The 20977-nt window shown below is 70.3% G+C and carries 22 protein-coding genes; 16 read left to right on the top strand and 6 right to left on the bottom strand.

What is annotated here, in order from left to right:
* Positions 1–352 precede the first annotated feature (352 nt).
* The 5 genes from ACIHFD_RS17320 (at position 353) to ACIHFD_RS17300 (ending at position 5916) form a co-directional block, all read left to right on the top strand.
* Complete coding sequence (locus ACIHFD_RS17320; protein ID WP_397367722.1) at positions 353–1702, top strand: ABC transporter substrate-binding protein; 1350 nt, start codon at positions 353–355, stop codon at positions 1700–1702.
* A gap of 336 nt (positions 1703–2038) precedes the next feature.
* A complete protein-coding gene (locus ACIHFD_RS17315) occupies positions 2039–2986 on the top strand; it encodes a carbohydrate ABC transporter permease (protein ID WP_397367721.1) in 948 nt (315 codons plus the stop codon).
* The gene (locus tag ACIHFD_RS17310) at positions 2976–3773 is read left to right on the top strand and encodes a carbohydrate ABC transporter permease (protein ID WP_192783722.1); all 798 of its coding nucleotides are present in this window, start codon (positions 2976–2978) and stop codon (positions 3771–3773) included. The genes ACIHFD_RS17315 and ACIHFD_RS17310 overlap by 11 nt, the downstream gene beginning before the upstream one ends.
* A gap of 11 nt (positions 3774–3784) precedes the next feature.
* Complete coding sequence (locus ACIHFD_RS17305) at positions 3785–4876, top strand: glycoside hydrolase family 172 protein (protein ID WP_397367720.1); 1092 nt, start codon at positions 3785–3787, stop codon at positions 4874–4876.
* A gap of 38 nt (positions 4877–4914) precedes the next feature.
* Entirely contained in the window at positions 4915–5916 is a 1002-nt protein-coding gene (locus tag ACIHFD_RS17300) for a LacI family DNA-binding transcriptional regulator (RefSeq protein ID WP_355197013.1), read from the top strand.
* A 4-nt stretch (positions 5917–5920) separates the two neighbouring features.
* Here ACIHFD_RS17300 and ACIHFD_RS17295 read toward each other — a convergent pair whose 3' ends face one another.
* The 4 genes from ACIHFD_RS17295 to ACIHFD_RS17280 all read right to left on the bottom strand — a co-directional run bounded on the left by ACIHFD_RS17295 (position 5921) and on the right by ACIHFD_RS17280 (position 8120).
* Positions 5921–6346: a nuclear transport factor 2 family protein gene (locus tag ACIHFD_RS17295; RefSeq protein ID WP_397367718.1), complete on the bottom strand. Its 426-nt coding sequence runs from the start codon at positions 6344–6346 to the stop codon at positions 5921–5923.
* A gap of 85 nt (positions 6347–6431) precedes the next feature.
* Positions 6432–6566: a hypothetical protein gene (locus ACIHFD_RS17290; RefSeq protein WP_397367717.1), complete on the bottom strand. Its 135-nt coding sequence runs from the start codon at positions 6564–6566 to the stop codon at positions 6432–6434.
* Between the two features lie 13 nt (positions 6567–6579).
* On the bottom strand, positions 6580–7335 hold the full coding sequence (locus ACIHFD_RS17285) for an SDR family oxidoreductase (RefSeq protein ID WP_397367715.1): 756 nt from the start codon (positions 7333–7335) through the stop codon (positions 6580–6582).
* Positions 7336–7478: 143 nt separating this feature from the next.
* Complete coding sequence (locus ACIHFD_RS17280) at positions 7479–8120, bottom strand: TetR/AcrR family transcriptional regulator (protein ID WP_397367714.1); 642 nt, start codon at positions 8118–8120, stop codon at positions 7479–7481.
* A gap of 299 nt (positions 8121–8419) precedes the next feature.
* On the opposite strand from ACIHFD_RS17280, the gene ACIHFD_RS17275 reads away from it, so the two are divergent.
* The 4 genes from ACIHFD_RS17275 (at position 8420) to ACIHFD_RS17260 (ending at position 11188) form a co-directional block, all read left to right on the top strand.
* A complete protein-coding gene (locus ACIHFD_RS17275) occupies positions 8420–9640 on the top strand; it encodes a cytochrome P450 (protein ID WP_397367713.1) in 1221 nt (406 codons plus the stop codon).
* Positions 9641–9654: 14 nt separating this feature from the next.
* On the top strand, positions 9655–9849 hold the full coding sequence (locus ACIHFD_RS17270) for a ferredoxin (RefSeq protein WP_350741192.1): 195 nt from the start codon (positions 9655–9657) through the stop codon (positions 9847–9849).
* A 57-nt stretch (positions 9850–9906) separates the two neighbouring features.
* Positions 9907–10098, top strand: a complete 192-nt coding sequence (locus ACIHFD_RS17265) for an aldehyde dehydrogenase family protein (protein WP_397367712.1) — start codon at positions 9907–9909, stop codon at positions 10096–10098.
* 124 nt (positions 10099–10222) lie between these two features.
* Positions 10223–11188: a metallophosphoesterase gene (locus tag ACIHFD_RS17260; protein WP_397367711.1), complete on the top strand. Its 966-nt coding sequence runs from the start codon at positions 10223–10225 to the stop codon at positions 11186–11188.
* A 38-nt stretch (positions 11189–11226) separates the two neighbouring features.
* Here the strand turns inward: ACIHFD_RS17260 and ACIHFD_RS17255 are convergent, their stop codons facing one another.
* Both ACIHFD_RS17255 and ACIHFD_RS17250 read right to left on the bottom strand, forming a co-directional pair.
* Positions 11227–12240, bottom strand: coding sequence for an ABC transporter ATP-binding protein (locus ACIHFD_RS17255; RefSeq protein ID WP_397367710.1), 1014 nt, complete (start codon positions 12238–12240; stop codon positions 11227–11229).
* On the bottom strand, positions 12224–13225 hold the full coding sequence (locus tag ACIHFD_RS17250; protein ID WP_397367709.1) for an ABC transporter ATP-binding protein: 1002 nt from the start codon (positions 13223–13225) through the stop codon (positions 12224–12226). Before ACIHFD_RS17250 ends, ACIHFD_RS17255 begins: the two co-directional genes overlap by 17 nt.
* Before the next feature lie 129 nt (positions 13226–13354).
* On the opposite strand from ACIHFD_RS17250, the gene ACIHFD_RS17245 reads away from it, so the two are divergent.
* The 7 genes from ACIHFD_RS17245 to ACIHFD_RS17215 are packed head-to-tail and all read left to right on the top strand — an operon-like array spanning position 13355 to position 20973.
* A complete protein-coding gene (locus ACIHFD_RS17245; protein ID WP_350741185.1) occupies positions 13355–14563 on the top strand; it encodes a membrane dipeptidase in 1209 nt (402 codons plus the stop codon).
* Positions 14563–16134 carry an ABC transporter substrate-binding protein gene (locus ACIHFD_RS17240; RefSeq protein ID WP_397367708.1) on the top strand — a complete coding sequence of 524 codons (1572 nt, stop codon included), beginning with the start codon at positions 14563–14565 and terminating at the stop codon, positions 16132–16134. The genes ACIHFD_RS17245 and ACIHFD_RS17240 overlap by 1 nt, the downstream gene beginning before the upstream one ends.
* 5 nt (positions 16135–16139) lie before the next feature.
* Positions 16140–17093 (top strand): ABC transporter permease, encoded by a 954-nt coding sequence (locus ACIHFD_RS17235; RefSeq protein ID WP_397367707.1) that lies wholly within the window; start codon positions 16140–16142, stop codon positions 17091–17093.
* A complete protein-coding gene (locus tag ACIHFD_RS17230; protein WP_363968068.1) occupies positions 17090–17944 on the top strand; it encodes an ABC transporter permease in 855 nt (284 codons plus the stop codon). The genes ACIHFD_RS17235 and ACIHFD_RS17230 overlap by 4 nt, the downstream gene beginning before the upstream one ends.
* Entirely contained in the window at positions 17941–19110 is a 1170-nt protein-coding gene (locus tag ACIHFD_RS17225) for a M24 family metallopeptidase (RefSeq protein WP_397367705.1), read from the top strand. Before ACIHFD_RS17230 ends, ACIHFD_RS17225 begins: the two co-directional genes overlap by 4 nt.
* An 11-nt stretch (positions 19111–19121) precedes the next feature.
* Entirely contained in the window at positions 19122–19961 is an 840-nt protein-coding gene (locus ACIHFD_RS17220; RefSeq protein WP_397367704.1) for an alpha/beta fold hydrolase, read from the top strand.
* A 19-nt stretch (positions 19962–19980) separates the two neighbouring features.
* Complete coding sequence (locus tag ACIHFD_RS17215; RefSeq protein WP_350741173.1) at positions 19981–20973, top strand: Lrp/AsnC family transcriptional regulator; 993 nt, start codon at positions 19981–19983, stop codon at positions 20971–20973.
* Positions 20974–20977: the final 4 nt, after the last annotated feature.

The following is a 20977-nucleotide window of genomic DNA, read 5'->3' as shown; positions in this document are numbered from 1 at the left end:
CCAGCAGCCGCCACATCTCACCTCCAGCGCCCCGTCCACCCAAGCCCGGCCACCATCGAGCCCCGACCATCAGCCCGCCGGTCGCCCCAACGCCGTCCCGGCGCGCTAGTCACCCCCACGGCAGCCCGCACCTCCCGCGCACCGCTCACCCACCCCCAGCGGCGGCCCGGGCCTGCGCCATCGTGGCGGCGGTTGCCGCCCGGAGCGCGGTCGCAGGTCTCGGGGAGATATCGATTCCCGGATTTGGCAAGCCGTAGCAGGAACTTCTTGACGGTGGCCGCCCCGACGCCTACCTTTCTGGGAAATCGATTGCTCACCCCCCGAGCTTTCTGCAAGATCAGGAGGATGCGACATGTCGGCTTTCGAGAGGGTGACCCGCCGATCTCTGCTGCGTGGCGGCGCCGTCGTCTTAGGGTCGGCGATGGCGGCACCGCTGCTGTCCGCGTGCGGGGGCGGCGGGAAGACCGGCAACGCCAAAGAGCTGACGTTCTGGAACTTCTACGGCCCCAACCCGCAGGCCGACGCGCAGAGCAAGTGGTTCACCGACCTGGTGGCGGCGTGGAACGCCAACAACGAGGTCAAGGTCAAGCTCCACTACCTGCCCGTCTCCGAGTACCTCGCCGGCACGGCGCTTCAGACCGCGTTCTCCGCCGGTCAGGGGCCGGACATCTTCCTGCTCAGCCCCGGCGACTTCCTCCGCTACCACAACGGCGGCGTACTGGCCGATCTCACGCCGCACCTCAAGCCCGACCAGATCGCCGACTTCGACGGCGGCGTGCTGGACACGCGCAAGGTGGACGGCAAGATCTACGGCCTGCCGATGGAACAAGAGCCGCTGGCCATGTACTACAGCATCGACGCCTTCGAGAAGGCGAAGCTGGCCGAGGGCGACCTCCCCCAGACCTGGGACCAGTTGCTGGACGTGGCCGCCAAGCTGACCACCAAGGACCAGTTCGGCATCCTCTTCGAGACCATCCCCGGCTACTACCAGAACTTCACCTGGTACCCGTTCATGTGGATGGCCGGCGGCTCGGCCGTACCGGGGAACGGCGGGGCCGGGTTCAACGCGCCCGGCGTACACCAGGCGCTGAAGCTGTGGCAGGACGCGGTCAACAACAAGGTCGCGCCGCGCAAGCCGCAGGGCGACGGCGCGGGCAACGCCCCGGCGAACCTCGCAAGCGGGTCCGTCGCCATGCAGCAGAGCGGCATCTGGTCGGTGTCGCAGCTGGAGCAGGAGAAGAAGGACTTCAAATACGGGGTGTTCCGGCTTCCTGTTCCTGAAGGCGGGACTTACACCACCGACATCGGCGGGTGGGCGTTCGTCGCCAACGCCAAGGGGGCGAACCCGGAGGCGGCGGCCAAGTTCATCGCCTGGGCGCTGGGCGCCACCGACGCGACCGGCGTCGAGCGCGGCCGGCAGTGGAACACGGTCGTCAAGACGAACCTGCCGGCCCGCAAGTCCGTCCAGGAGGCGGCCAAGGCGGCGGGGGCGTTCGACAAGCCGGCGCTCAAGGTGTTCCTGGAGCAGGTGGTGCCGGGCGGCCGGGGCGAGCCCCGCTACACGCCTGAGGTGTACAAGGCCGTCTCGGACGCCATCCAGGCCACCCAGCTCGGCGGGGTGGACCCGGCCAAGGCTGCGACGGACGCCGCCGCCAAGATCGACACCTTCCTGAAGGGCTACAAGGGTGCGGCCATGCTCTGACGCCCTCGCGGGCGCCACCCCACGGCCACAACTGTCCGGCCGGGCGATGGACGTGCGGTCATGCTCTGCCACCCGCACGGGCGCGACCCCACGGCCGCTACCGTCCGGCCGGGCGATGGGCGGGAGATCATGCTCTGACGCCTTCGCGGGCGCCACCCCACGGCCGCTGCCGTCCGGCCGGGCGACGGACGTGGGGTCATGTTCCAGCCGGGCCTCGGCGACGCGGCCCTCCGGTCGCGTCGCAACGGTCCGGTTGGGGGCAGGCGCCCGCGTGTCCCCAGTGAAACCGCGCCGGAGGCACCCGGCGACCGGCCCTCTGAGCGAAAGGCGGTAGTGGTGGCCACATTGGTCGATCCGGGTACGGCGGTCGCCGGCGAGGCCGTGCCCCGCGTGTGGTGGACCCGGCGCAGAAGAGAGGCCCTGGCCGCGTACGCGTTCATCGCGCCCGACCTGCTCGGCCTGCTCGTCTTCGTTGGCCTCCCCATGGTGCTGGCCGTCGGCGTGTCGCTGTTCAGCGTGGACGGGTTCGGCGGCTACACGTACGTCGGCCTGGACAACTTCCGCCAGATGGCCGAGGACACGCAGCTCTGGCAGAGCGTCAAGGTCACGCTGACGTACATGGTGACCTTCGTCCCCATCGGGTTCGTCGTCAGCCTCGGCCTCGCGCTGCTGGTCCGCGACCACTTCCCCGGCGTCGGCCTGGTGCGCACGATGTTCTTCCTGCCGCACGTCATCAGCCTCGTCGTGGTCGGCGTGGTGTGGCAGTTCCTGCTGGCCGACAAGCAGGGCGCGGTGCCCGCGCTGCTGCGGCCGGTGGGCCTGGGCGACGTGTCGTTCCTGGGCAACCCCGCGCTGGCGCTCGGGTCGCTGGTGGTGATCAGCATCTGGTTCCTCATGGGGTATCAGATGCTGATCCTGCTGGGCGGGCTCAAGGACATCCCCAAGGAGTACGAGGAGGCGGCGCGCGTCGACGGGGCCACCTCGTGGCAGCGCTTCCGCCATGTCATCTGGCCGCTGCTCCGGCCGACCAGCTTCTTCGTGCTGGTCAACTCGACCGTCGGCGCGGTGACCGGTCTGCAGGCCTTCGACCTCGTCTACGTGCTGACCAAGGGCGGTCCGGCCAACAGCACGTCCAGCGTGGTCTTCTACATCTACCAGCAGGCCTTCACCTTCAACAACTACGGCTACGCGGCGGCGCTGACCACGGTCGTGGTCGGGTTCCTGGTCGTGGCCACGGGGCTGATGTTCGGGCTCACGAAGGGAGGCAGGTTCGATGTCGGTTAGGCTGCGCGCCCTCGTCGGGTACGTTCTGGCGGCCGTCACGGTGGCGCCGCTGGTCTGGCTGCTGGTGACGGTGCTGAAGCCGGCGGACGAGCTGTTCGAGGTGGCGCTGCCCAGCCGCTTCACCCTGGACAACCTGCTCTACGTGCTGACCGAGGTGCCCATCGGCAGGTACATGCTCAACAGCCTCGTCGTCTCCGTGGCCGTCACGGTGGTCGCGCTCGTGCTGCACTCGATGGCCGCCTACGCGCTGGCCCGGCTGCGCTTCCCCGGGCGGCAGGTGATCTTCTCGATGATCGTCTCCACGCTGCTGGTGTCGCTGCCGGTGATCCTCGTGCCGCTGTTCCTGGTGGCCAGGCAGCTCGGGCTGCTCGACACGTACGCGGGGCTGATCCTGCCGGCGATCTTCCACGCGTTCGGGATCTTCCTGCTCCGACAGTACTACCTGACGATCCCGCGCGAGCTCGAAGAGGCGGCAGATCTCGACGGATGCGGATATTTCCGGCGCTGGTGGCAGGTGGTCGTGCCGCTCAGCCGGCCCGTGCTCGCCTCGCTCGCCGTGCTGTTCTTCCTGGCCAACTGGAACGCGTTCCTCTGGCCCTTGACCGCCACCCGCGACCCCGAGCTGCGCATGGTGCAGGTCGGCATCGCCACCCTCCAGGGCCAGTACGGCTCGGCCTGGAACTACGTCCTGGCCGCGACGGTGATCGCGGCCGTGCCCACCTTGATCGCGTTCGTGCTCGGCCAGCGCCGCCTGGTCGAGGCGATCAAGACCTCCGGATTGAAGTGAATGAGGATCATATGAGCTACGGAAACCACGGCAGCAGCCTGCGTGACCTGCCCCGCCTGCGGTCGTCCAGGCGCAAGCGGGTCTCCAGCTACGACCGCACGGGCGGCAACGAGGACCGGCTGACTGTCGAGGCCGGCACCACCGTGACCCTGGCCGACATCGAGGGCCCCGGCTCGATCAACCACATCTGGTGCACGGTGGCGCTCCCGCTGAAGGACGTGCCGGACGCGGTGGACGTCGACTACCTGCGCAGGCTCGTGCTGAAGATCACCTGGGACGACCAGGAGCACCCCAGTGTGCTGGTGCCGCTCGGCGACTTCTTCGGCATGGGCCACGCCAAGACCGCGAACTTCGTCTCCGCGCCGCTGCAGATGAGCCCGCAGGACGGCAAGAGCTTCAACTCGTGGTTCCACATGCCGTTCGCCAGCCGCGCGAAGGTGGAGCTGATCAGCGAACTGTCGGCCGAGCCGGTCTTCTTCTACTACTACGTCGACTACGAGCTGTTCGACTCGGCGGCCGAGGACCTCGGCTACTTCCACGCGCAGTGGCGGCGCGAGCGGCCCACCGACGGGGTTCCGCAGGGCACGCAGAGCAACCGCGAGTACCAGGTCGAGGGCATCAACGACACGGGCGACGGCAACTACGTCATCCTCGACGCCGAGGGGCGCGGCCACTACGTGGGCTGCGTGCTCAACATCCGCAACCTGCGCGAGACCAGCGACTGGAACTGGTACGGCGAGGGCGATGACATGATCTTCATCGACGGGGAGCCGTTCCCGCCCTCGCTGCACGGCACCGGCACCGAGGACTACTTCAACACCGCCTGGTGCCCGACGCAGACCTACCACGCGCCGTACCACGGCATCACCATGCCCGGCGGGGACAACTGGAGCGGCGAGATCTCCCTCTACCGCTTCCACGTCGAGGACCCGATCACGTTCACCGAGTCCATCAGGGTGACGATCGAGCACGGCCACGCCAACAAGCGCTCGGACGACTTCTCGTCGGTCGCGTACTGGTACCAGACGCTGCCGCACAAGCCGTTCGGGCTCGCGCCGGTGGCGGAGCGGTTGCCGTTCCCGCCGCCGCCCGCCCTGGCGTAATCGATTTCTCCTGCCCGTGTCTCCGAGATCGGACGAGGTTGATCAAGATCCAAGATGTCGCGCGGCACGCCGGGGTCTCCGCCGCGACGGTCTCCCGCGTGCTCAACGGCCGTTCCACGGTCAACCCGGAACTGGCGGGGCGGGTGCTCGCGGCCGTGCGGGAGCTCGGCTACCGGCCCAACGGGGTGGCGCGCAATCTCAGGCGCAGGCAGACGACGTTGTGGGCGGTGCTGGTCTCCGACGTCGGCAACCCGTTCTTCACCTCCCTGGTACGGGGGGTGGAGGACGGGGGCCGGCAGTTCGGGTACTCGGTGGTCCTGTGCAACACCGACGAGAACCGGGCTCGGGAGGCCGAGTACATCGCGGTGGCGCTGGCCGACAACATGGCCGGCGTGATCATCTCTCCGGCTGACGACTCGACGGACATCTCCGCCCTGGTCGCCGCCGGCACCGCCGTCGTCACCATCGACCGCGAACTGGCCGAGACCGAGGTCGACGCGGTGATGGTGGACAACGAGAAGGGCGCGGAGATGGCGACCGCGCACCTGCTGTCGTCCGGCTACCGGCGGATCGCGTGCATCACGGGCCCGCGGCGGATGTCCACCGCCATGCGGCGGCTGCGCGGCTACCATCGGGCGCTGCGCGCGGCCGGCGTACCGGTGGATCGTGCCCTGGTGCGGCACGCGGACTTCCGGGAGGAGGGCGGCTACTCGGCCATGGCCGCGCTGCTGGACGAGGGGGTGGAGATGGACGCCGTGTTCGCGGCCAACAACCTCATGACGGTGGGGGCGGTGGAGTGCCTGACCGAGCGGGGGGTGCCGATCCCCGAGCGGGTGGGGGTCATCGGGTTCGACGACATCCCGTGGGCCCGGCTGTTCCGGCCCGGGCTGAGCACGGTCCGGCAGCCGACGTACGAACTGGGGCGGGCGGCGGCGCAACTGCTGGCCAGCCGGATCGACAACCCGGCCCGGCCGGCGGCCCGGATGGTGCTGCAGACGGAACTGCACCCCCGCGAAAGCTCCCGCCCCCGGCACGACTGAGAGCTCAGGGCCGGCGGCCGCCGAGGGCTCGCGCGACCGTGAGGCTGTCCTCGTAGATGTGGTAGCGGGTGATGAGCCCGTCCTCGACGGTGAGGTGCAGCGCGAACGGCGAGGTGTACGCGACCCCGCCGGCGCGTACCGTCTGCGCGATCTCCCCGAGCACGACGGCGTGCGTCCCGTCGACCAGGATCCGCGCCACCGACGTGCCGTTCAGCTCGGGCACGTGGTGGGCCTCCAGCGAGCGGAAATGGTCCGCCACGTCGGCCCGGCTGGACCGGGGCCGGATCCACGGCACCGCGGAATGCCCCTCGGCAGGCCAGTCGAGCTGCCAGTCGACCGGCTCGGCGAACAACTCCGCGGTGCGGGGATGATCGCCCTTGGCCATCCTGCGCAGCAGCTCCTCCACGACGTCACGGGTGTCAGTACTCATGCCGCAACCCTCTCGGCAAAGGCCCGGGACGTCGATTACCTCCGAGATAAGGGGCACGGCGGTCACCCGCCAGGCCGTCCGACCGTCAGCGCCGGGCCCCGACCGCGGCACGGGCCCCCTCCACCGAGAGGGCCGGCGCGGTGGCCTCGCCGATGCCCGACGCTCCGGTGACCAGGGCTCCGGTGACCAGGGCAACCTTTGCGTGCGACGGGTTGCTCACGTGCCTCCTCCGGCTATTTGCCGGTCGCGTTCCGGCCGAGCCAGTCGCGGTAGCTGATCGTGCCGAGGACAGCGCCGTCCTCCGGAACCAGCGACCGCTCGCTCAGCTCGCTGCCGAAGTAGCGCGCGTGCGGGTCGGTGACCACCTCGCGCGGGTCGCCCCAGGCGGTCAGCGCCTGGCGGAAGAACTCGTCCATCCGGTACTCCTTGGGCCCGGCGATCTCGACCCTGCCGTTCAACGGCGCTCCGACCGCGGTCCGGCCGACCGCCTGGGCCACGTCGTCACCCGCGATCGGCTGGAACAGCACGGGTGCGATGTGCACCTTGCCGTCCGCCGTGGCCTCGTCGGCGATGCCCCGGGCGAACTCGAAGAACTGGGTCGAGTGCACGAGCGAGAACGGGATGCCCGACTTCTCGATCAGCTGCTCCTGAGCGATCTTCGCCGCGAAGTAGCCGTTGTCCGGCATCCGCTCCGTACCGACGATCGACACCGCGACGTGGTGGCCCACGCCCGCCGCCGCCTCCGCCGCGAGCAGGTTGCCCGTGGAGGTCTCGAAGAACTTCAGCACCGCGGCCGGCTCGAACGACGGCGAGTTCGACACGTCGACCACCACCTGCGCACCCGCCAGCGCCTCGGCCAGCCCTTCGCCGGTCAGCGTGTTGACGCCCGTGTTCGGTGCCGCCGCCACCGCCTCGTGACCGTGCTCGCCCAGCTTCGCCACCAGCTTCGACCCGATCAGGCCTGTCCCGCCGATTACCACGATCTTCATTGCGATCCTTTCGCTCCGCCGGGCCACCTCGTCGCCACCCGGTCGCCAGCTAAGACCGGACAGCCTCCGGGCTTGTGACAGCCGCGGCGAAATTGCTTCACAGCCGAGGGACGATCTCTCCGGTCAGCGTGGTGGAGAAGGAGCTACGGCGTGCCCCGGACGGGGGCCTGCCACATCGCGACGATCGCGTCGATCAGGCCGTCGGCCGTGTCGTCCCAGGTGGGCCGGAAGGTGGGCGCGTGTTCGGCCAGGGCCCGTTCCCGCTCGACGCACATCTGCACGATGAGGTGGCGGGCCATGGTGGTGCGTTCGCGGTGGTGGCCGGCGGGCCGGCCGGGCATGCACCGGGCCAGGCCGTCGCTGAAGAGCCGCAGCACCGGGGCGGCGGTCAGGGCCTCGTCCACCATGATCGCGTTGAACGCGGGGTCGGCCATGACCTGGGCGGCGAAGCGGGCGTACCAGGTGGGGCTGCCCAGGGTCTCCAGGTGTTCGGTGAGCGGGCGGACCAGGCAGGCGACCCAGTCGCGCAGGTCGGTGGAGCCGTCGATGTCGGCCATCATGCGTGTGCGGATGCGCTCGATCTGCTCGGCGTGCTTGCGGGCGATCGCGCGGATCAGGTCGGCCTTGGCGCCGAAGTGGTAGCTGACCGCGGCGTTGTTGCCCTGCCCGGCGGCCTCGCTGATCTGGCGGTTGCCGACGGCGTGCACGCCACGCTCGGCGAACAGCCGCTCGGCCGCGGCCAGGAGCGCCTCCCGGGTCGCGCTGACCTGCTCGTCCCGTGTCATCTTGCTGATCATCGTCATTCACCGCACCGGGACTTTCGCGCAGCCCGCGACGGCCCGGTCCCACAAGCCGCCGCAGGTCCTCGGCCGTGCCGGCGAGGCGTGACGGAAGGACAGCCTATTCAAGCGACGGACCGACGGTCGTCCCGTCGAGGGCTGCTCCGGCTTGACAGGCATCCGCCCCACGCTAGAGTTTAAATCAATCGGTTGATTTAAACCATCCGGCCGACGCGAGTGCGGGGATCGGCCAGGCCCGCGAGACGGCCCGTGGAGCTCGCTTAAGCGCATTCCAGGAGGAAACAGTGACGACAATCCCGGAGTACGACATCGCCAGATCGGCGAAGTGCCCGCTGGACCCGGCGCCCGCGATGCGGGCGCGGCAGGAGGAAGGCCCGCTGGCCCGGGTCCGGCTGTGGGACGGCAGCACCGCGTGGCTGGTGACCGGCCACGCCGAGCACCGCGCTGTGCTCGGTCACCCCAAGGTCAGCGTCGAGCCCGCGCGCGGCATCCCCCGGCTCTCCCCGGCGGAGGCCACGGCGATGGACAGCATGGCCAAGGCGGGCTCGGCGAGCCTCGGCTTCATCATGATGGATGATCCCGAGCATGCCCGCCTGCGGCGGATGGCGACCTCCGCGTTCACGGTCAAGCGGGTGGAGGCGATGCGCCCGGCCACGCAGGAGATCGCGGACGAGCTGATCGACCGGCTGCTCGCCGGCCCGAAGCCCGCCGACCTCGTCGAGGCGTTCGCGCTGCCGCTGCCCTCTCTGGTGATCTCCAACCTGCTCGGCGTCCCGTACGACGACCACGAGTTCTTCCAGGCCAACAGCAGGACCATCATCAACCGCAACTCGACCGCGGAGGAGCGCGGACAGGCCCAGCACCGGCTGGCCGAGTACCTGGACGGGCTGATCGGCGAGAAGCTCGCCAAGCCCGGCGACGACCTGCTGTCCGGGCTGGTCGAGCGGGTCAAGGCCGGTGAGCTGTCCCGGCAGGAGGCCGCCCGCATGGGCGTGCTGATGCTGTTCGCCGGCCACGAGACCACCGCGAACATGATCACGCTGGGCACCCTGGCCCTGCTGCAGGATCCCGACCAGCTCGCCCTCCTCCGCGAGAGCGACGACCCGAAGCTGATCGCCTCGGCGGTCGAGGAGTTGCTGCGCTACCTCACGATCACCCACGGCGGGCTGCGGCGGGTGGCGCTGGAGGACATCGAGATCGCCGGCCAGGTCATCCGGGCGGGCGAGGGCATCATCACGGTCAACGAGACCGCCAACCGCGACCCGTCCGTCTTCCCCGACCCGGACCGGCTGGACCTCCAGCGCAACCCCCGGCTGCACGTGACCTTCGGGTACGGGGTGCACCAGTGCCTGGGACAGCCGCTGGCGCGGATGGAGCTGCAGGTCGCCTACCCCGCCCTCCTGCGGCGGATCCCCACCCTGACGCTCACCGCCGAGCTGGAGCAGATCCCGTTCAAGCACGACGGGTTCGTCTACGGGGCCTACGAGCTGCCCGTCACCTGGTGACCGAGGAGGACATCGTGAAGATCATCATCGAGCAGGACAAGTGCGTCGCGTCCGGGCAGTGCGTCATGGCCGCCGACGACGTGTTCGACCAGCGGGACGAGGACGGGGTCGTGGTGCTGCTGAACGACGACCCGTCGCCCGAGCGGCTGGCGGACGTGCGGCAGGCCGCCCTGGTCTGCCCCGCCCTGGCCATCACCGTCGAGGAGTGACCGAAGGCGGCCAGGGCCGATGCGGGTCCACCATCCCCCAGCAGGAAGGCAAGCGTCATGGACGATCGCCTGATGTACCGGCGTGAGTTCTACGTCGGAGGTGAGTGGGTCACACCGGCGGGCGGTGAGGTGCTGAAGGTCGTCTCCCCGTCGAGCGAGGAGGTCGTCGGCGAGGTGCCGGTCGCGACCGTGGAGGACATGGATCGCGCCGTGGCCGCCGCCCGCGCCGCCTTCGACCACGGCCCGTGACGCCCGATCGGCCTGACCTCAGGATGGCCGGGATGAGGTCGGCCACGTCCATGTCAGCGAGCCGTTGGGGGCTTGTCGACTTGGCGTAATGTCCGGGTTGTCGGGCTGTGCGGAGAATCGTCCCATGCGTAAATCTTCCGCTGCCGTCGCCGCGCTGATGGCAGCCCTGGTCGCCGGCACCGTCACTCCCGCGTCGGCCGATGTCCAGGAGACCGGCGGCCCGTCTCTCAGCTTCGCCCTGCTCGGCGACACTCCGTACGGCGCCGACCAGCGGGCGGCGTTCCCCGCGCTGGTCGACGCGGTGAACGCCGACCCGGACGTCCGCTTCGTCCTGCACGCCGGTGACGTCAAGGATGGCGCGTCCACCTGTGACGACGCGCGCTTCGCCGACCTGGCCAAGCTGTTCGGCACCTTCGACGACCCGTTCGTGCTGACCCCCGGCGACAACGAGTGGACCGACTGCCACCGCACCGCCGCCGGGGGCTATGTGCCCACCGAGCGGCTCGACGCGGTCCGCACGTTCTTCTACCCGAAGGCCGGTCACACGCTCGGCCGCAACCCGATCGGCGTGCGGACCCAGGCGTCCGACAGCCGGCACAGCGCCTACAAGGAGAACGTGCTGTTCCGCCGGCAGGGCGTCGTGTTCGCGACCGTGCACGTGGTCGGCAGCGAGAACGACCTGGCGCCGTGGTCCCAACTGCCGGGCGGCGACCGTCCCGACCTGCGACTGGCCGAGTTCACCGCGCGCAAGGCGGCGGCCCTCGACTGGATCGACACCGCCTTCGACACCGCACGGCAGACGAACGCGCCCGGCGTGATGCTCCTGATGCAGGCCGAGCCGACCGACACTCCCGGGTTCTCCGAGATCCGCGCCCGGATCACCGACCGTGCCAAGGCGTACGGCAAGCCCGTCCTGCTCGTGCACGGTGACGAGCACGTGTACGAGGTGGAGCCCGGCTACGCGGGCGTCCCCAACCTGACGAGGCTGGAGACCTACGGCGTCACGGCGACCCAGTGGCTGCGCGTCACGGTCGAGCCCCGCTCGCGCGCGGTGTTCTCATGGCGGCCCCAGACGGTGCCCGCCTCCTGAAGGCCGCCGGCCCGGAGCGCCCGCTCCGGGCCGCCGGCTCAGCCGCCCGGCCGTTCGGCGTGGTGGCAGGCGGCGTAGTGGTCGCCGACCGCCTCCAGCGCGGGCTCGACCTCGGCGCACCGCTCGGTCGCCTTCCAGCAGCGCGTGTGGAAGCGGCATCCGGGTGGCGGCGCGACAGGGCTCGGCGGGTCGCCCGCCAGCATGATCCGCTGCCGGCCGCGTAGCCGGGGCTTCGGCACGGGTGCCGCGGAGAGCAACGCCATCGTGTACGGATGCGCAGGCTCCCCGTACACCCCGGCCGCGGGCCCGACCTCGGCCAGCCGCCCGAGATACATCACGCCGACCCGGTGCGACACGTGCCGCACCACGGCCAGGTCGTGGGCGATGAACACCAGCGCCACGCCGAGCGTGCGCTGCAGCTCGGCGAAGAGGTTGACCACCTGCGCCTGCACCGACATGTCCAGCGCCGACACCGGCTCGTCGCACACGATCACGTCCGGTTCGGTGGCCAGCGCGCGGGCGATGCCGATCCGCTGCCGCTGCCCGCCGGAGAACTCGTGCGGGAACCGGTTCATCCGGTCGGGGGACAGGCCCACCAGCTCCAGCAGCTCGCCGACCCGCTCCCGCATGGCGCGCGCGTCCGGGCACAGCCGGTGCACCCGCAGCGGCTCGGCGACGATGTCATGCACCGTCATGCGGGGGTTCAGGGAGGTCAGCGGGTCCTGGAAGACCATCTGGACGCGCCGCCTGATGTCGCGCGGCACGCCGCCGCGGGCGAAGAACGGCCGGCCGCGGAAGGTGACCTCGCCCTGGTCGGGGCGTTCGAGGCCGACGAGCATGCGGGCCAGCGTGGACTTACCGCAACCCGACTCGCCGACGATGCCCAGGGTCTCACCGGCACGCAGCTCCAGGTCCACGCCCGCGACCGCGCGCACGGCCCCGCCCCTGGACAGCATCCCGCCGCGATAGGTCTTGTGCAGCCCGACGGCCTGCAACACGGGCCGGTCAGACGCGGGCTGGTCAGACACGGGCTGGTCAGACGCGGGCGGCATCGAGCATCTCCTCCGAGTGGTGGCAGGCGGCGTACCGGCCGGTGCCGGCCGGCAGCAACGTCAGTTCCGGGCGCGTGGTCGAGCACACCTCGCTCGCCCGCGCGCAGCGCGGCGCGAACGAGCACCCGGGCGGTACGCTCGCCGGGCTCGGCGGCGCCCCGGGGATGGCACGCAGCGACGCGGCCGGGCTGTCCAGGTCGGGGATGGCGGCCAGCAGCGCGTCAGTGTAGGGATGCGCCGGCAGGTCGTACAGCTCGCCGACCTCGCCGCTCTCCACGATGCGCCCGGCGTACATCACCGCCACCCGGTCGCTGACCTCGGCCGCCACGCCCAGGTCGTGGGTGATGAGCAGCACGGCGGTGCCCAGCTCGCGCCGCAGCCGGTCGATGAGCTCCAGGATCTGCGCCTGGACGGTCACGTCCAGCGCGGTCGTCGGCTCGTCGGCGATGATCAGATCGGGTTCGAGCGCCACGGCCATGGCCACGAGGATGCGCTGGCGCATGCCGCCGGAGAACTGGTGCGGGTAGTCGTCCACGCGCGTGGCGGCGGCCGGGATGCCCACCAGGTCGAGCAGTTCGACCGCGCGGGCCCTGGCCTGCTTGCGCGAGGCGCCCCGGTGCACCCGGAACAGCTCCCCGACCTGGTCACCGACGCTGAGCACCGGATTGAGAGCCGACAGGGCGTCCTGGAAGACCAGCGTCATCGCGCTGCCGCGCAGCGCACGGCGCTCCTCGGCGGACATCGCCGTCAGGTCCCGGCCGCCCAGCCGGGTCGCCGCGGAGCGCACCCGGACGTTCGGGCCGTCGAGCAGTCCCATGACGGCCTTCGCGGTGACGGATTTGCCCGACCCCGACTCGCCCAGCAGCGCCAGTGTCTGGCCGCGTTCGATGGTCAGGTCCACGCCCCGCACCGCCGGGACCTCGCGTCCGTGGGCGGTGAAGGTGACGTGGAGGTCGCGGATCTCCAGGACGGGTGCCTCGCTCACTGCACCCCTTTCTCAGATGTGACGAAACTTGGCGTCGACTTAGCCGAAGTTGCCGAAAAACAACTCTCATATTGCCTTTCACGCCCGATCCTGGCAAGCTTCCTCGAAATCGGATGAAAGGGACTGCCAGTGCTGGAAGCCGCGAAGAGCTATAAGGGTTACCGTTCCTACGAGTACCTGGAAGCAGGCGTCGACTACCGGGAGTTCGACCTGGCGCCCGAGTTCGGCAGGGTTCCGGCGTACCAGGGGCCCGAGCTCACCACCGAGCAGACCGAGCGCGTCCGCCGCCTGCTCGTCGACAGCCTGGTCGTCTCGCTGCACGACCACCCGTCGATCTTCCCCGACGACATCGGCCAGACCGTCGACTACAACCGCACCGCCCGCCACCACACCGGCTACGCCGGCCTGGCCCGCTCCGGCATGACGGTCGTCTTCGACAACCTCATGGACGGCACCTGCTGCATCACCAGCCAGGCGGGCTGGAAGTGGAACGACGTGATCGCCGACATCGGCATGCGCCTGTCGGACCTGGCCCACCAGGACTTCCTCATCAAGGTCGAGCGCCTGGCCGACGTGCGCGAGGCGCACGCCGGCGGCCGCATGGGCCTCGTGCTCGCTCTCGAGGCGGCCACGATGATCGAGAACGAGGTCGACAGGATCGACATGCTGTACGGCTTCGGCGTCCGCCAGATGGGCATCGCCTACAGCGAGGCCAACACCCTGGGCAGCGGCCTGAAGGAGCGCGGCGACGGCGGCCTGACCCTGTTCGGCGAGAAGGCCGTGCGCCGCATGAACAAGCTCGGCATCGCCATCGACGTCTCCCACTCGGGCGACCAGACCTCGCTCGACACGATCCGCCACTCCACCAAGCCGATCCTCATCACCCACGCGGGCGCCCGTTCGGTCTGGCCGACGAACCGGATGAAGCCGGACTCCGTCATCAAGGCGGCGGCCGAGCGCGGCGGCGTGATCGGCCTGGAGGCGGCCCCGCACACCACGCTCTCGCCCGACCACCCCCGCCACAGCCTGGAGTCGGTCATGGACCACTTCACCTACTGCGTGGACCTCGTCGGCATCGATCACGTCGCCTTCGGCCCCGACACGCTGTTCGGCGACCACGTGGGGCTGCACGACACCTTCGCCGAGCACCTGTCGCTCAACGAGGCGCACGCGGGCACCCCGTACGAGAAGGTCGCCTACGTGGACGGCCTGGAGAACCCGGCCGAGTGCTTCTGGAACATCATCTCCTGGCTCGTCGCCCACGACTACTCCGACGACGAGATCACCAAGGTCATCGGCGGCAACGTCATGCGCGTGCTGGAAGAGGTCTGGTTCTGATGAGACGCTCCATCCTCGTCTTCGCCGCACTGGCCATCGCGACGGCGGCCTGCGCTCCGAGCGTGCCGGGCCAGTCGTCGTCGTCCCAGAGCGCGCCGCCGGCCAACGCCGACCGGCTGACCATCGGCACGACCGCCGACGTGGTCAACTACAACCCCCTGGTCGGCAACAGCCGTACCGACTCGTGGGTGACCAATCTCATGTACCCGCACCTGACCCAGATGGACGAGTCGGGCAAGCGCGTCCCGTACCTGGCCACCGAGTGGTCCTACTCCGACGACGGCAAGACCGCCACGGTGAAGCTGCGCGACGACATGAAGTGGTCCGACGGCAAGCCGGTCACCGCCGACGACGTGGTCTTCTCGGTGACGACGGTGCAGAAGGAGAAGTTCGGCGTGGTCGCCGGGCTCATCACCGCGCTGGACAAGGCCGAGGCCGTCTCGCCGACCGAGGTGCGATTCGCCCTCAAGCGCCCTGACGGCACCTTCCTCGACAACGTCGGCTTCTGGCTGCCGGTCGTGCCCAAGCACGTCTTCGAGAAGGCACCCAGCGTGCAGAAGTTCGCCAACGACGCCGACTGGGTGAGCGCGGGGCCGTTCAAGCTCACCAAGGTCGAGCGCGGCCAGCGCTACATCATGCAGCGCGTGGACGGCTTCGGCCCCGGCACGCCTGCGGTCAAGGAGATCGTCTTCCGGGTCTTCCCCGACGTGAACACCGAGGTCCTCGCGCTGCGCAACGGCGAGATCGACCTGATCGGCAACGTGCTGCCGCCCGCCACCGCGACCGAGCTGAAGAACGACCCGAAGGTCACGTTGCAGCAGATCCCGTCGCTGGGCTGGGCGCACCTGCAGTACAACACCAAGCGCAAGCCGCTCGACGACGTCCGCGTCCGGCAGGCGCTCGCGCAGGCCGTCGACTACGAGGCCATCAGGAACATCGCGCTCAAGGGCTTCGCCAAGTCCTCCAACTCCAGCGTGCTCACCCCGTCGCTGCCCGACTACGTGGACCCGTCCTCGAAGGAGTACGTCTTCGACCCGGAGCAGTCCAAGAAGCTGCTGGCCGAGGCCGGGGTGACCGACCTCAGCCTGAGCATGGTCTACGACCAGGCCGACCCGAACATCGCCCGCTGGGCCCCCATGGTCCGCGACTCGGCGAAGAAGGCCGGGATCACGATCAAGCTGCAGGGCCTGGAGCGCAACACGTACCTGGACAAGACGCTCAAGCGCGACTTCGACATCTACGCCGGCTCCTGGGCCGTCATGGACAACCCGCCCGCGAACCTCGGGCTGGCCTTCAAGACCGGCGGGTTCATCAACTACGCCCAGGTCAGCGACCCCAAGCTGGACGACCTGATCGACCAGGCGCAGCGGGCGCTCAGCCCCGCCGACGCCAAGGCACCGATCCAGGAGGCCGCGCGGATCATCCACGACCAGGTCTACGACAACGTCCTGTACGTGGAGACGTTCAACATCGCGCACTCCACGAAGTGGACCGGGTTCAAGCCGATGCCCAGCGAGCTGCTGTCCATCCTGAACCCGCTCTCCCTCGCCGCGGCCAGGCCGGCGGGCTGATCGCCATGCGGTTCATCGGCCTGCGGCTGGCCCGCGGCCTGCTCACCCTGTGGTTCGCGGTCACGGTCACGTTCTTCCTGGTGCGCCTGCTGCCGGGCGACCCGGTGCTGGCCGTGGCCGACCCGAACATGACCGAGGAGCTCCGCCAGAAACTCCTGGCCGACTTCGGCCTGGACAAGTCACTCGGCGCGCAGTACATCGACTACCTCGGCCAGCTCCTGCACGGCAACCTCGGCATGTCGTTCCGTCAGTCGGTGCCCGTCACGACCGTGCTGATGGAGCGGCTGCCGTGGACGCTGATCCTGACAATCTCGGCCATGGTGGTGACGATCGCGCTGGGCATCCCGCTCGGCGTGCTCGCCGCCACCAAGGCCAAGGGGTGGCTGGACCGCCTGATCCAGGTCACCGGCGTCACCGCGCAGTCCCTGTTCGTGCCGAGCGTCGGGATCTTCCTCATGTACGTCCTGGGGGTCTGGCTCGGCTGGTTCCCCATCGGCGGCGCGGTCGACCTCGACGCCACCGGCTTCGGCGCCACGCTCAGCATGCTGCACCACCTGGTGCTGCCGTGCCTGTCGCTGGTCCTCATCCAGCTGGGCGGCTACGTGCTCACCATGCGCACCACGCTCATCGACGCGCTCGGCGAGGACTACGTCGCACTGGCCAAGGCCAAGGGCGTCCGCCCAGGGAAGGTCGTGTGGAAGCACGCCCTGCGCAACGCGCTGCTGCCGACCACCACCATCGCCGGGCTCCAGCTCGGCACCCTGGTCGGCGGCGCGGTGCTGACCGAGACGATCTACGCCTACCCGGGCATCGGCCGCGCCATCTACGAGGCGGTAGGCCAGCTCGACTTCCCCGTCCTGCAGGGCGCGTTCGTGCTGCTCGCGGCGGCCGTCGTGGCCGCCAACCTGATCACCGACGTGGCCTACGGAATCCTCGACCCCAGGGTGCGCACCTCATGACCGTCGCTGCCATCGAGCTCACGCCCAGGCAGCGGACCTGGAGCGCGTTCCGCCGCAACCCGCTCGGCCTGGCCAGCGGCGTCGTGCTGGTGCTGCTGGCACTGGTCGCGGTCCTCGCGCCGCTGATCGCGCCCTTCCCCGAGGGGTACGGCGCCGACACCTCCCAGCCGCCGTCGGCCGCCCACTGGTTCGGCACCGACGACATCGGGCAGGACGTGTTCGCCCAGGTCGTGTGGGGCACCCGGGTCAGCATGGCGGTCGGCGTCAGCGCCTCCGTGCTGGCCATCGTGATCGGCCTGCTCATCGGCGTCAGCGCCGCCTACTTCCGCCGCCTCGACACGCCGCTCGGCGTGCTGGTGGACCTGTCGCTGTCGCTGCCCGTGCTGCCGCTGATGATCCTGGTGGCGGCGCTGGCCGGGCCGAGCGTGCGCACGCTGGCCGTGGTCATCGCGCTGTTCAGCTGGCCCGAGGTGGCCCGCGTGGTCCGCTCGCAGGCGCTGGCGATCGTGCCCATGCCGTTCGTGTCGGCGGCCAAGGTCGTCGGCGGCTCGTCGCTGTGGATCGTCCGCAAGCACCTGCTGCCCGGCGTCATCCCCGTCGTCGGCGTGTCGGTCGTGCTGACCACCTCCCGCGCCGTGCTCGCCGAGGCCGGGCTCTCCTTCCTCGGCCTGGGCGACCCCAACAGCTGGTCGTGGGGGACGATCCTGCACAAGGCGCAGCAGTCCGGCTCGCTCGCCTCCGCCTGGTGGACCACGCTCTTCCCGTCGCTGGCCATCTTGCTGCTCGTCCTGTCCACGACGCTGCTGTCCGTGGCCTACAACGACGCCCGCAACCACAGGAGCGACTCATGACCTTCAGCCAGCGGCTCCCCGACGCCTTCTACGCCGGCGCGCTCGCCCGCGTCCGCGCGGAGATGGCCGCGGAGGACCTGTCGGCGCTGCTGCTCGACGACCCGCTCGACGTCGCCTACCTCACCGGCTTCCACCACTTCCCGAACGAGCGCCCGGTCGCCTGCTGGCTGCCGCTCGACGGCGACCCGGTCCTGCTCGTGCCGGACCTCGAACGCGAGTACGCCCAGGACCAGCGGGCCCGCGCCGAGATCGTGGCCTATCCCGAGTTCCCCGGCCGCCGTCCGCCGTTCGCGGTGCTCGCCGGCCACGTACGCCGGCCCGCGACCGCCGCGTACGCACCCTCCACCAGCGTCGCCCGCGCCCAGGCCCTGGCCGAGGCGTTCCCCGGCACCCGCTGGAGCACCTGCGAGGCCGTCGGCCGCGTCCGGCTGCGCAAGACGCCCGAGGAGATCACCCTGCACGAGGAGGCCGCGCGCATCGCCGACGCCATGCTGGAGGCCGGCGTCGAGCTGGTCAGGGCGGCCCTCGAAGCCGGCGGCGAGCTGCCCGCCGAGACGGAGCTGGCCTCCCACGTCATCAGCCACGGCGCCCGCCTCATGTACGCCAGGCACCAGGACGTCATCGTGGTCCCCATGCTCACCGGCGGCCTCGTCTACGGCGGCCCCAACTCGGCCCAGCCGCACCGGCTGCCGGGCGGCGACCGGCTGCGGGCGGGAGAGACGTTCATGCTCTCGCTCGGCTGCGCGGTCGGCGGCCGGTTCGTCGAGAGCGAGCGCACGTTCGTGATCGGCGAGCCCACCACGCGGCAGGCCCGCTACTACGAGACCGTCCGCGAGGCCCAGGAGACCGGTACCGAGGCCCTGATCGCGGGCCTGACCTGCGAGGAGGCCAACCGCCGCTGCCTGGCGGTGATCGAGGAGGCCGGGCTGGGCGAGTACCTCCGCCACCGGCAGGGGCACGGCATCGGGCTCGGCTTCCACGAGCCGCCGTGGCTGTCCGACGGCGACACCACCGAGCTGGCCCCCGGCATGATCCTGTCCAGCGAGCCCGGCGTGTACGTGCCGGGGCACGCCGGGTACCGCATCTCCGACACCGTCCTGGTCACCGAGTCGGGGCCGCGCCGGCTCACGGCGTACCCGCGCGAGCTCACCGACGTCATCATCTGAAAGGCAGACACGTGTTCGTCGACATCAACGGCAACCCCCTGAACGTCGAGGTCCTCGGCCACGGCGAGGAGACGATCATCGCCCACCACGGCGCCCCGGGGCTCGGCTCGCTCGCCGAGCCGAAGGCCGGCTTCGGCCGGCTCGCCGACGCCTACCGGGTGGTCGTCTTCGACGCCAGAGGATCGGGCAGGAGCGGACAGAACGGGCCGTTCACGCACGAGCAGTGGGTCGCCGACGTCGAGGGCCTGCGCGAATGGCTCGGCGCCGAGCGCATCGTGATCGCCGGCGGCTCGTACGGCGGCTTCATCGCCATGGAGTACGCCGCCCGCCACCCTGACCGCGTCAGCGCCGTCGTGCTGCGCGACACCTCGGCCGACAACGCGAACCAGGAGCTCGCCACCCGCAACGCCGCCGCCTCGTCCCGGGTGCGGATCGACCCGGCCAAGCTGGATCGGATCATGTCCGGCACCGTCCGCGACGACGCGGACCTGAAGGACTGCTGGCGGGAGATCCTGCCGCTCTACGACCACGACTACGACCCGGCCAAGGTCGAGCAGCGCGTGGCCGCGACTCCGTACCACTACCTCACCCACAACCACGCCTTCGCCGTCAACCAGCCGAACTACGACATCAAGCACCTGCTGCCCGGCATCACGGCCCCGGTCCTGGTGACCGTCGGCAGGCACGACTGGATCACGCCGGTCGAGTGCAGCGAGACCATCGTCCGCCTCATCCCCCAGGCTGAGCTGCGGGTATTCGAGAAGTCCGGCCACTCGCCGCAGGTCGAGGAGGCCGAGCTGTGGGAGACGACCGTCCGCGACTTCCTCGACAAGGTGCGCGGGCGGCGCTGAACACGCGATGATGCCCCCGATGGAAGATCTCGACGACCTCGACCGGAAGATCCTCGCCGCGCTCCACGTGAACGGCAGGGCGAGCTGGACCGACATCGCCCAGTTGCTGGGCATCTCCACCAGCACGGTGGCGCGGCGGGCCCAGCACCTGTTCGCCGCGGGCCTGGCCCGCGTGGCGGTGCTGCCGCACCTCGAGCACGACGGGCCGGTGCACGTGTTCATCGTGCGGCTGTCGTGCGCGCCCGGCAGCCAGCTCAGGGTCGCCGGGCTGCTGGCCAAGAACCCCGACATCCGGTACGTCTCCATCGTCACCGGCGGCTACGACATCGTCTTCGAGCTCGTCGCGCCCAAGGACCGCGACCTGTACTCGATGCTGGTCGACGTCGTGCACGCCATCCCCGGCACCCAGCAGAGCGTCGCCGACCTCGTGCTGCACACCTACAAGCGCAGCTACGACTGGAGCGTCCCGGTGGTCGGGGAGCAGGCGGCGCCGTTCGCGCTGGAGCCGCCCCTGCACACCTGCGAGCGCGGGCACCTCGACGACGTCGACCGCGCCGTGCTGGCGGCGATGCGCGAGGACGGGCGGGCCAGCTTCCAGTCGGTCGGCAACCGGCTGGGCATCAGCGAGAGCACGGCCAGGCGGCGCTTCGAGGCCATGGTCGAGCGCGGCTGCGCCATCACGGCCACGTTCATCCCGGCCGCCGCACTCGGCTACGAGGCGGAGCTGCTCTTCTGGCTGTCGGTCGAACCCAGCATGCAGGACGCCGTCGCCGAGCGGCTCGCGAACGAGCGCGGCGTGCGGATGATCGCCTCCCTGCTGGGCCAGACGTCGCTGATCTGCGAGGTGATCGTGCCGACCACGGCCGACATCCACCACTTCACCTCGCGCACGCTGGCCTCCGTGCCCGGCATCCAGTCGTGGACGGCGGGCGTGCAGGTGCTGACGGTCAAACGCGGCTTCCTCATGGTGCCCTGGGCGGAGGAGCGGATCGCCGCGGCGCTGGCCGGCTGACCGG

This window comes from Nonomuraea sp. NPDC051941 (genome assembly GCF_044593615.1).
The sequence above is the reverse complement of the archived record's forward strand: the minus strand, read 5'-3'. Positions and strand labels throughout refer to the sequence as shown.

Coding starts and splice junctions, on each gene's coding strand:
- ACIHFD_RS17320 (WP_397367722.1), top strand. CDS start 353: ATGTCGGCTTTCGAGAGGGTGACCCGCCGATCTCTGCTGCGTGGCGGC.
- ACIHFD_RS17310 (WP_192783722.1), top strand. CDS start 2,976: ATGTCGGTTAGGCTGCGCGCCCTCGTCGGGTACGTTCTGGCGGCCGTC.
- ACIHFD_RS17305 (WP_397367720.1), top strand. CDS start 3,785: ATGAGCTACGGAAACCACGGCAGCAGCCTGCGTGACCTGCCCCGCCTG.
- ACIHFD_RS17295 (WP_397367718.1), bottom strand. CDS start 6,346: ATGAGTACTGACACCCGTGACGTCGTGGAGGAGCTGCTGCGCAGGATG.
- ACIHFD_RS17285 (WP_397367715.1), bottom strand. CDS start 7,335: ATGAAGATCGTGGTAATCGGCGGGACAGGCCTGATCGGGTCGAAGCTG.
- ACIHFD_RS17280 (WP_397367714.1), bottom strand. CDS start 8,120: ATGACACGGGACGAGCAGGTCAGCGCGACCCGGGAGGCGCTCCTGGCC.
- ACIHFD_RS17265 (WP_397367712.1), top strand. CDS start 9,907: ATGGACGATCGCCTGATGTACCGGCGTGAGTTCTACGTCGGAGGTGAG.
- ACIHFD_RS17260 (WP_397367711.1), top strand. CDS start 10,223: ATGCGTAAATCTTCCGCTGCCGTCGCCGCGCTGATGGCAGCCCTGGTC.
- ACIHFD_RS17255 (WP_397367710.1), bottom strand. CDS start 12,240: ATGCCGCCCGCGTCTGACCAGCCCGTGTCTGACCAGCCCGCGTCTGAC.
- ACIHFD_RS17240 (WP_397367708.1), top strand. CDS start 14,563: ATGAGACGCTCCATCCTCGTCTTCGCCGCACTGGCCATCGCGACGGCG.
- ACIHFD_RS17235 (WP_397367707.1), top strand. CDS start 16,140: ATGCGGTTCATCGGCCTGCGGCTGGCCCGCGGCCTGCTCACCCTGTGG.
- ACIHFD_RS17230 (WP_363968068.1), top strand. CDS start 17,090: ATGACCGTCGCTGCCATCGAGCTCACGCCCAGGCAGCGGACCTGGAGC.
- ACIHFD_RS17225 (WP_397367705.1), top strand. CDS start 17,941: ATGACCTTCAGCCAGCGGCTCCCCGACGCCTTCTACGCCGGCGCGCTC.
- ACIHFD_RS17215 (WP_350741173.1), top strand. CDS start 19,981: ATGGAAGATCTCGACGACCTCGACCGGAAGATCCTCGCCGCGCTCCAC.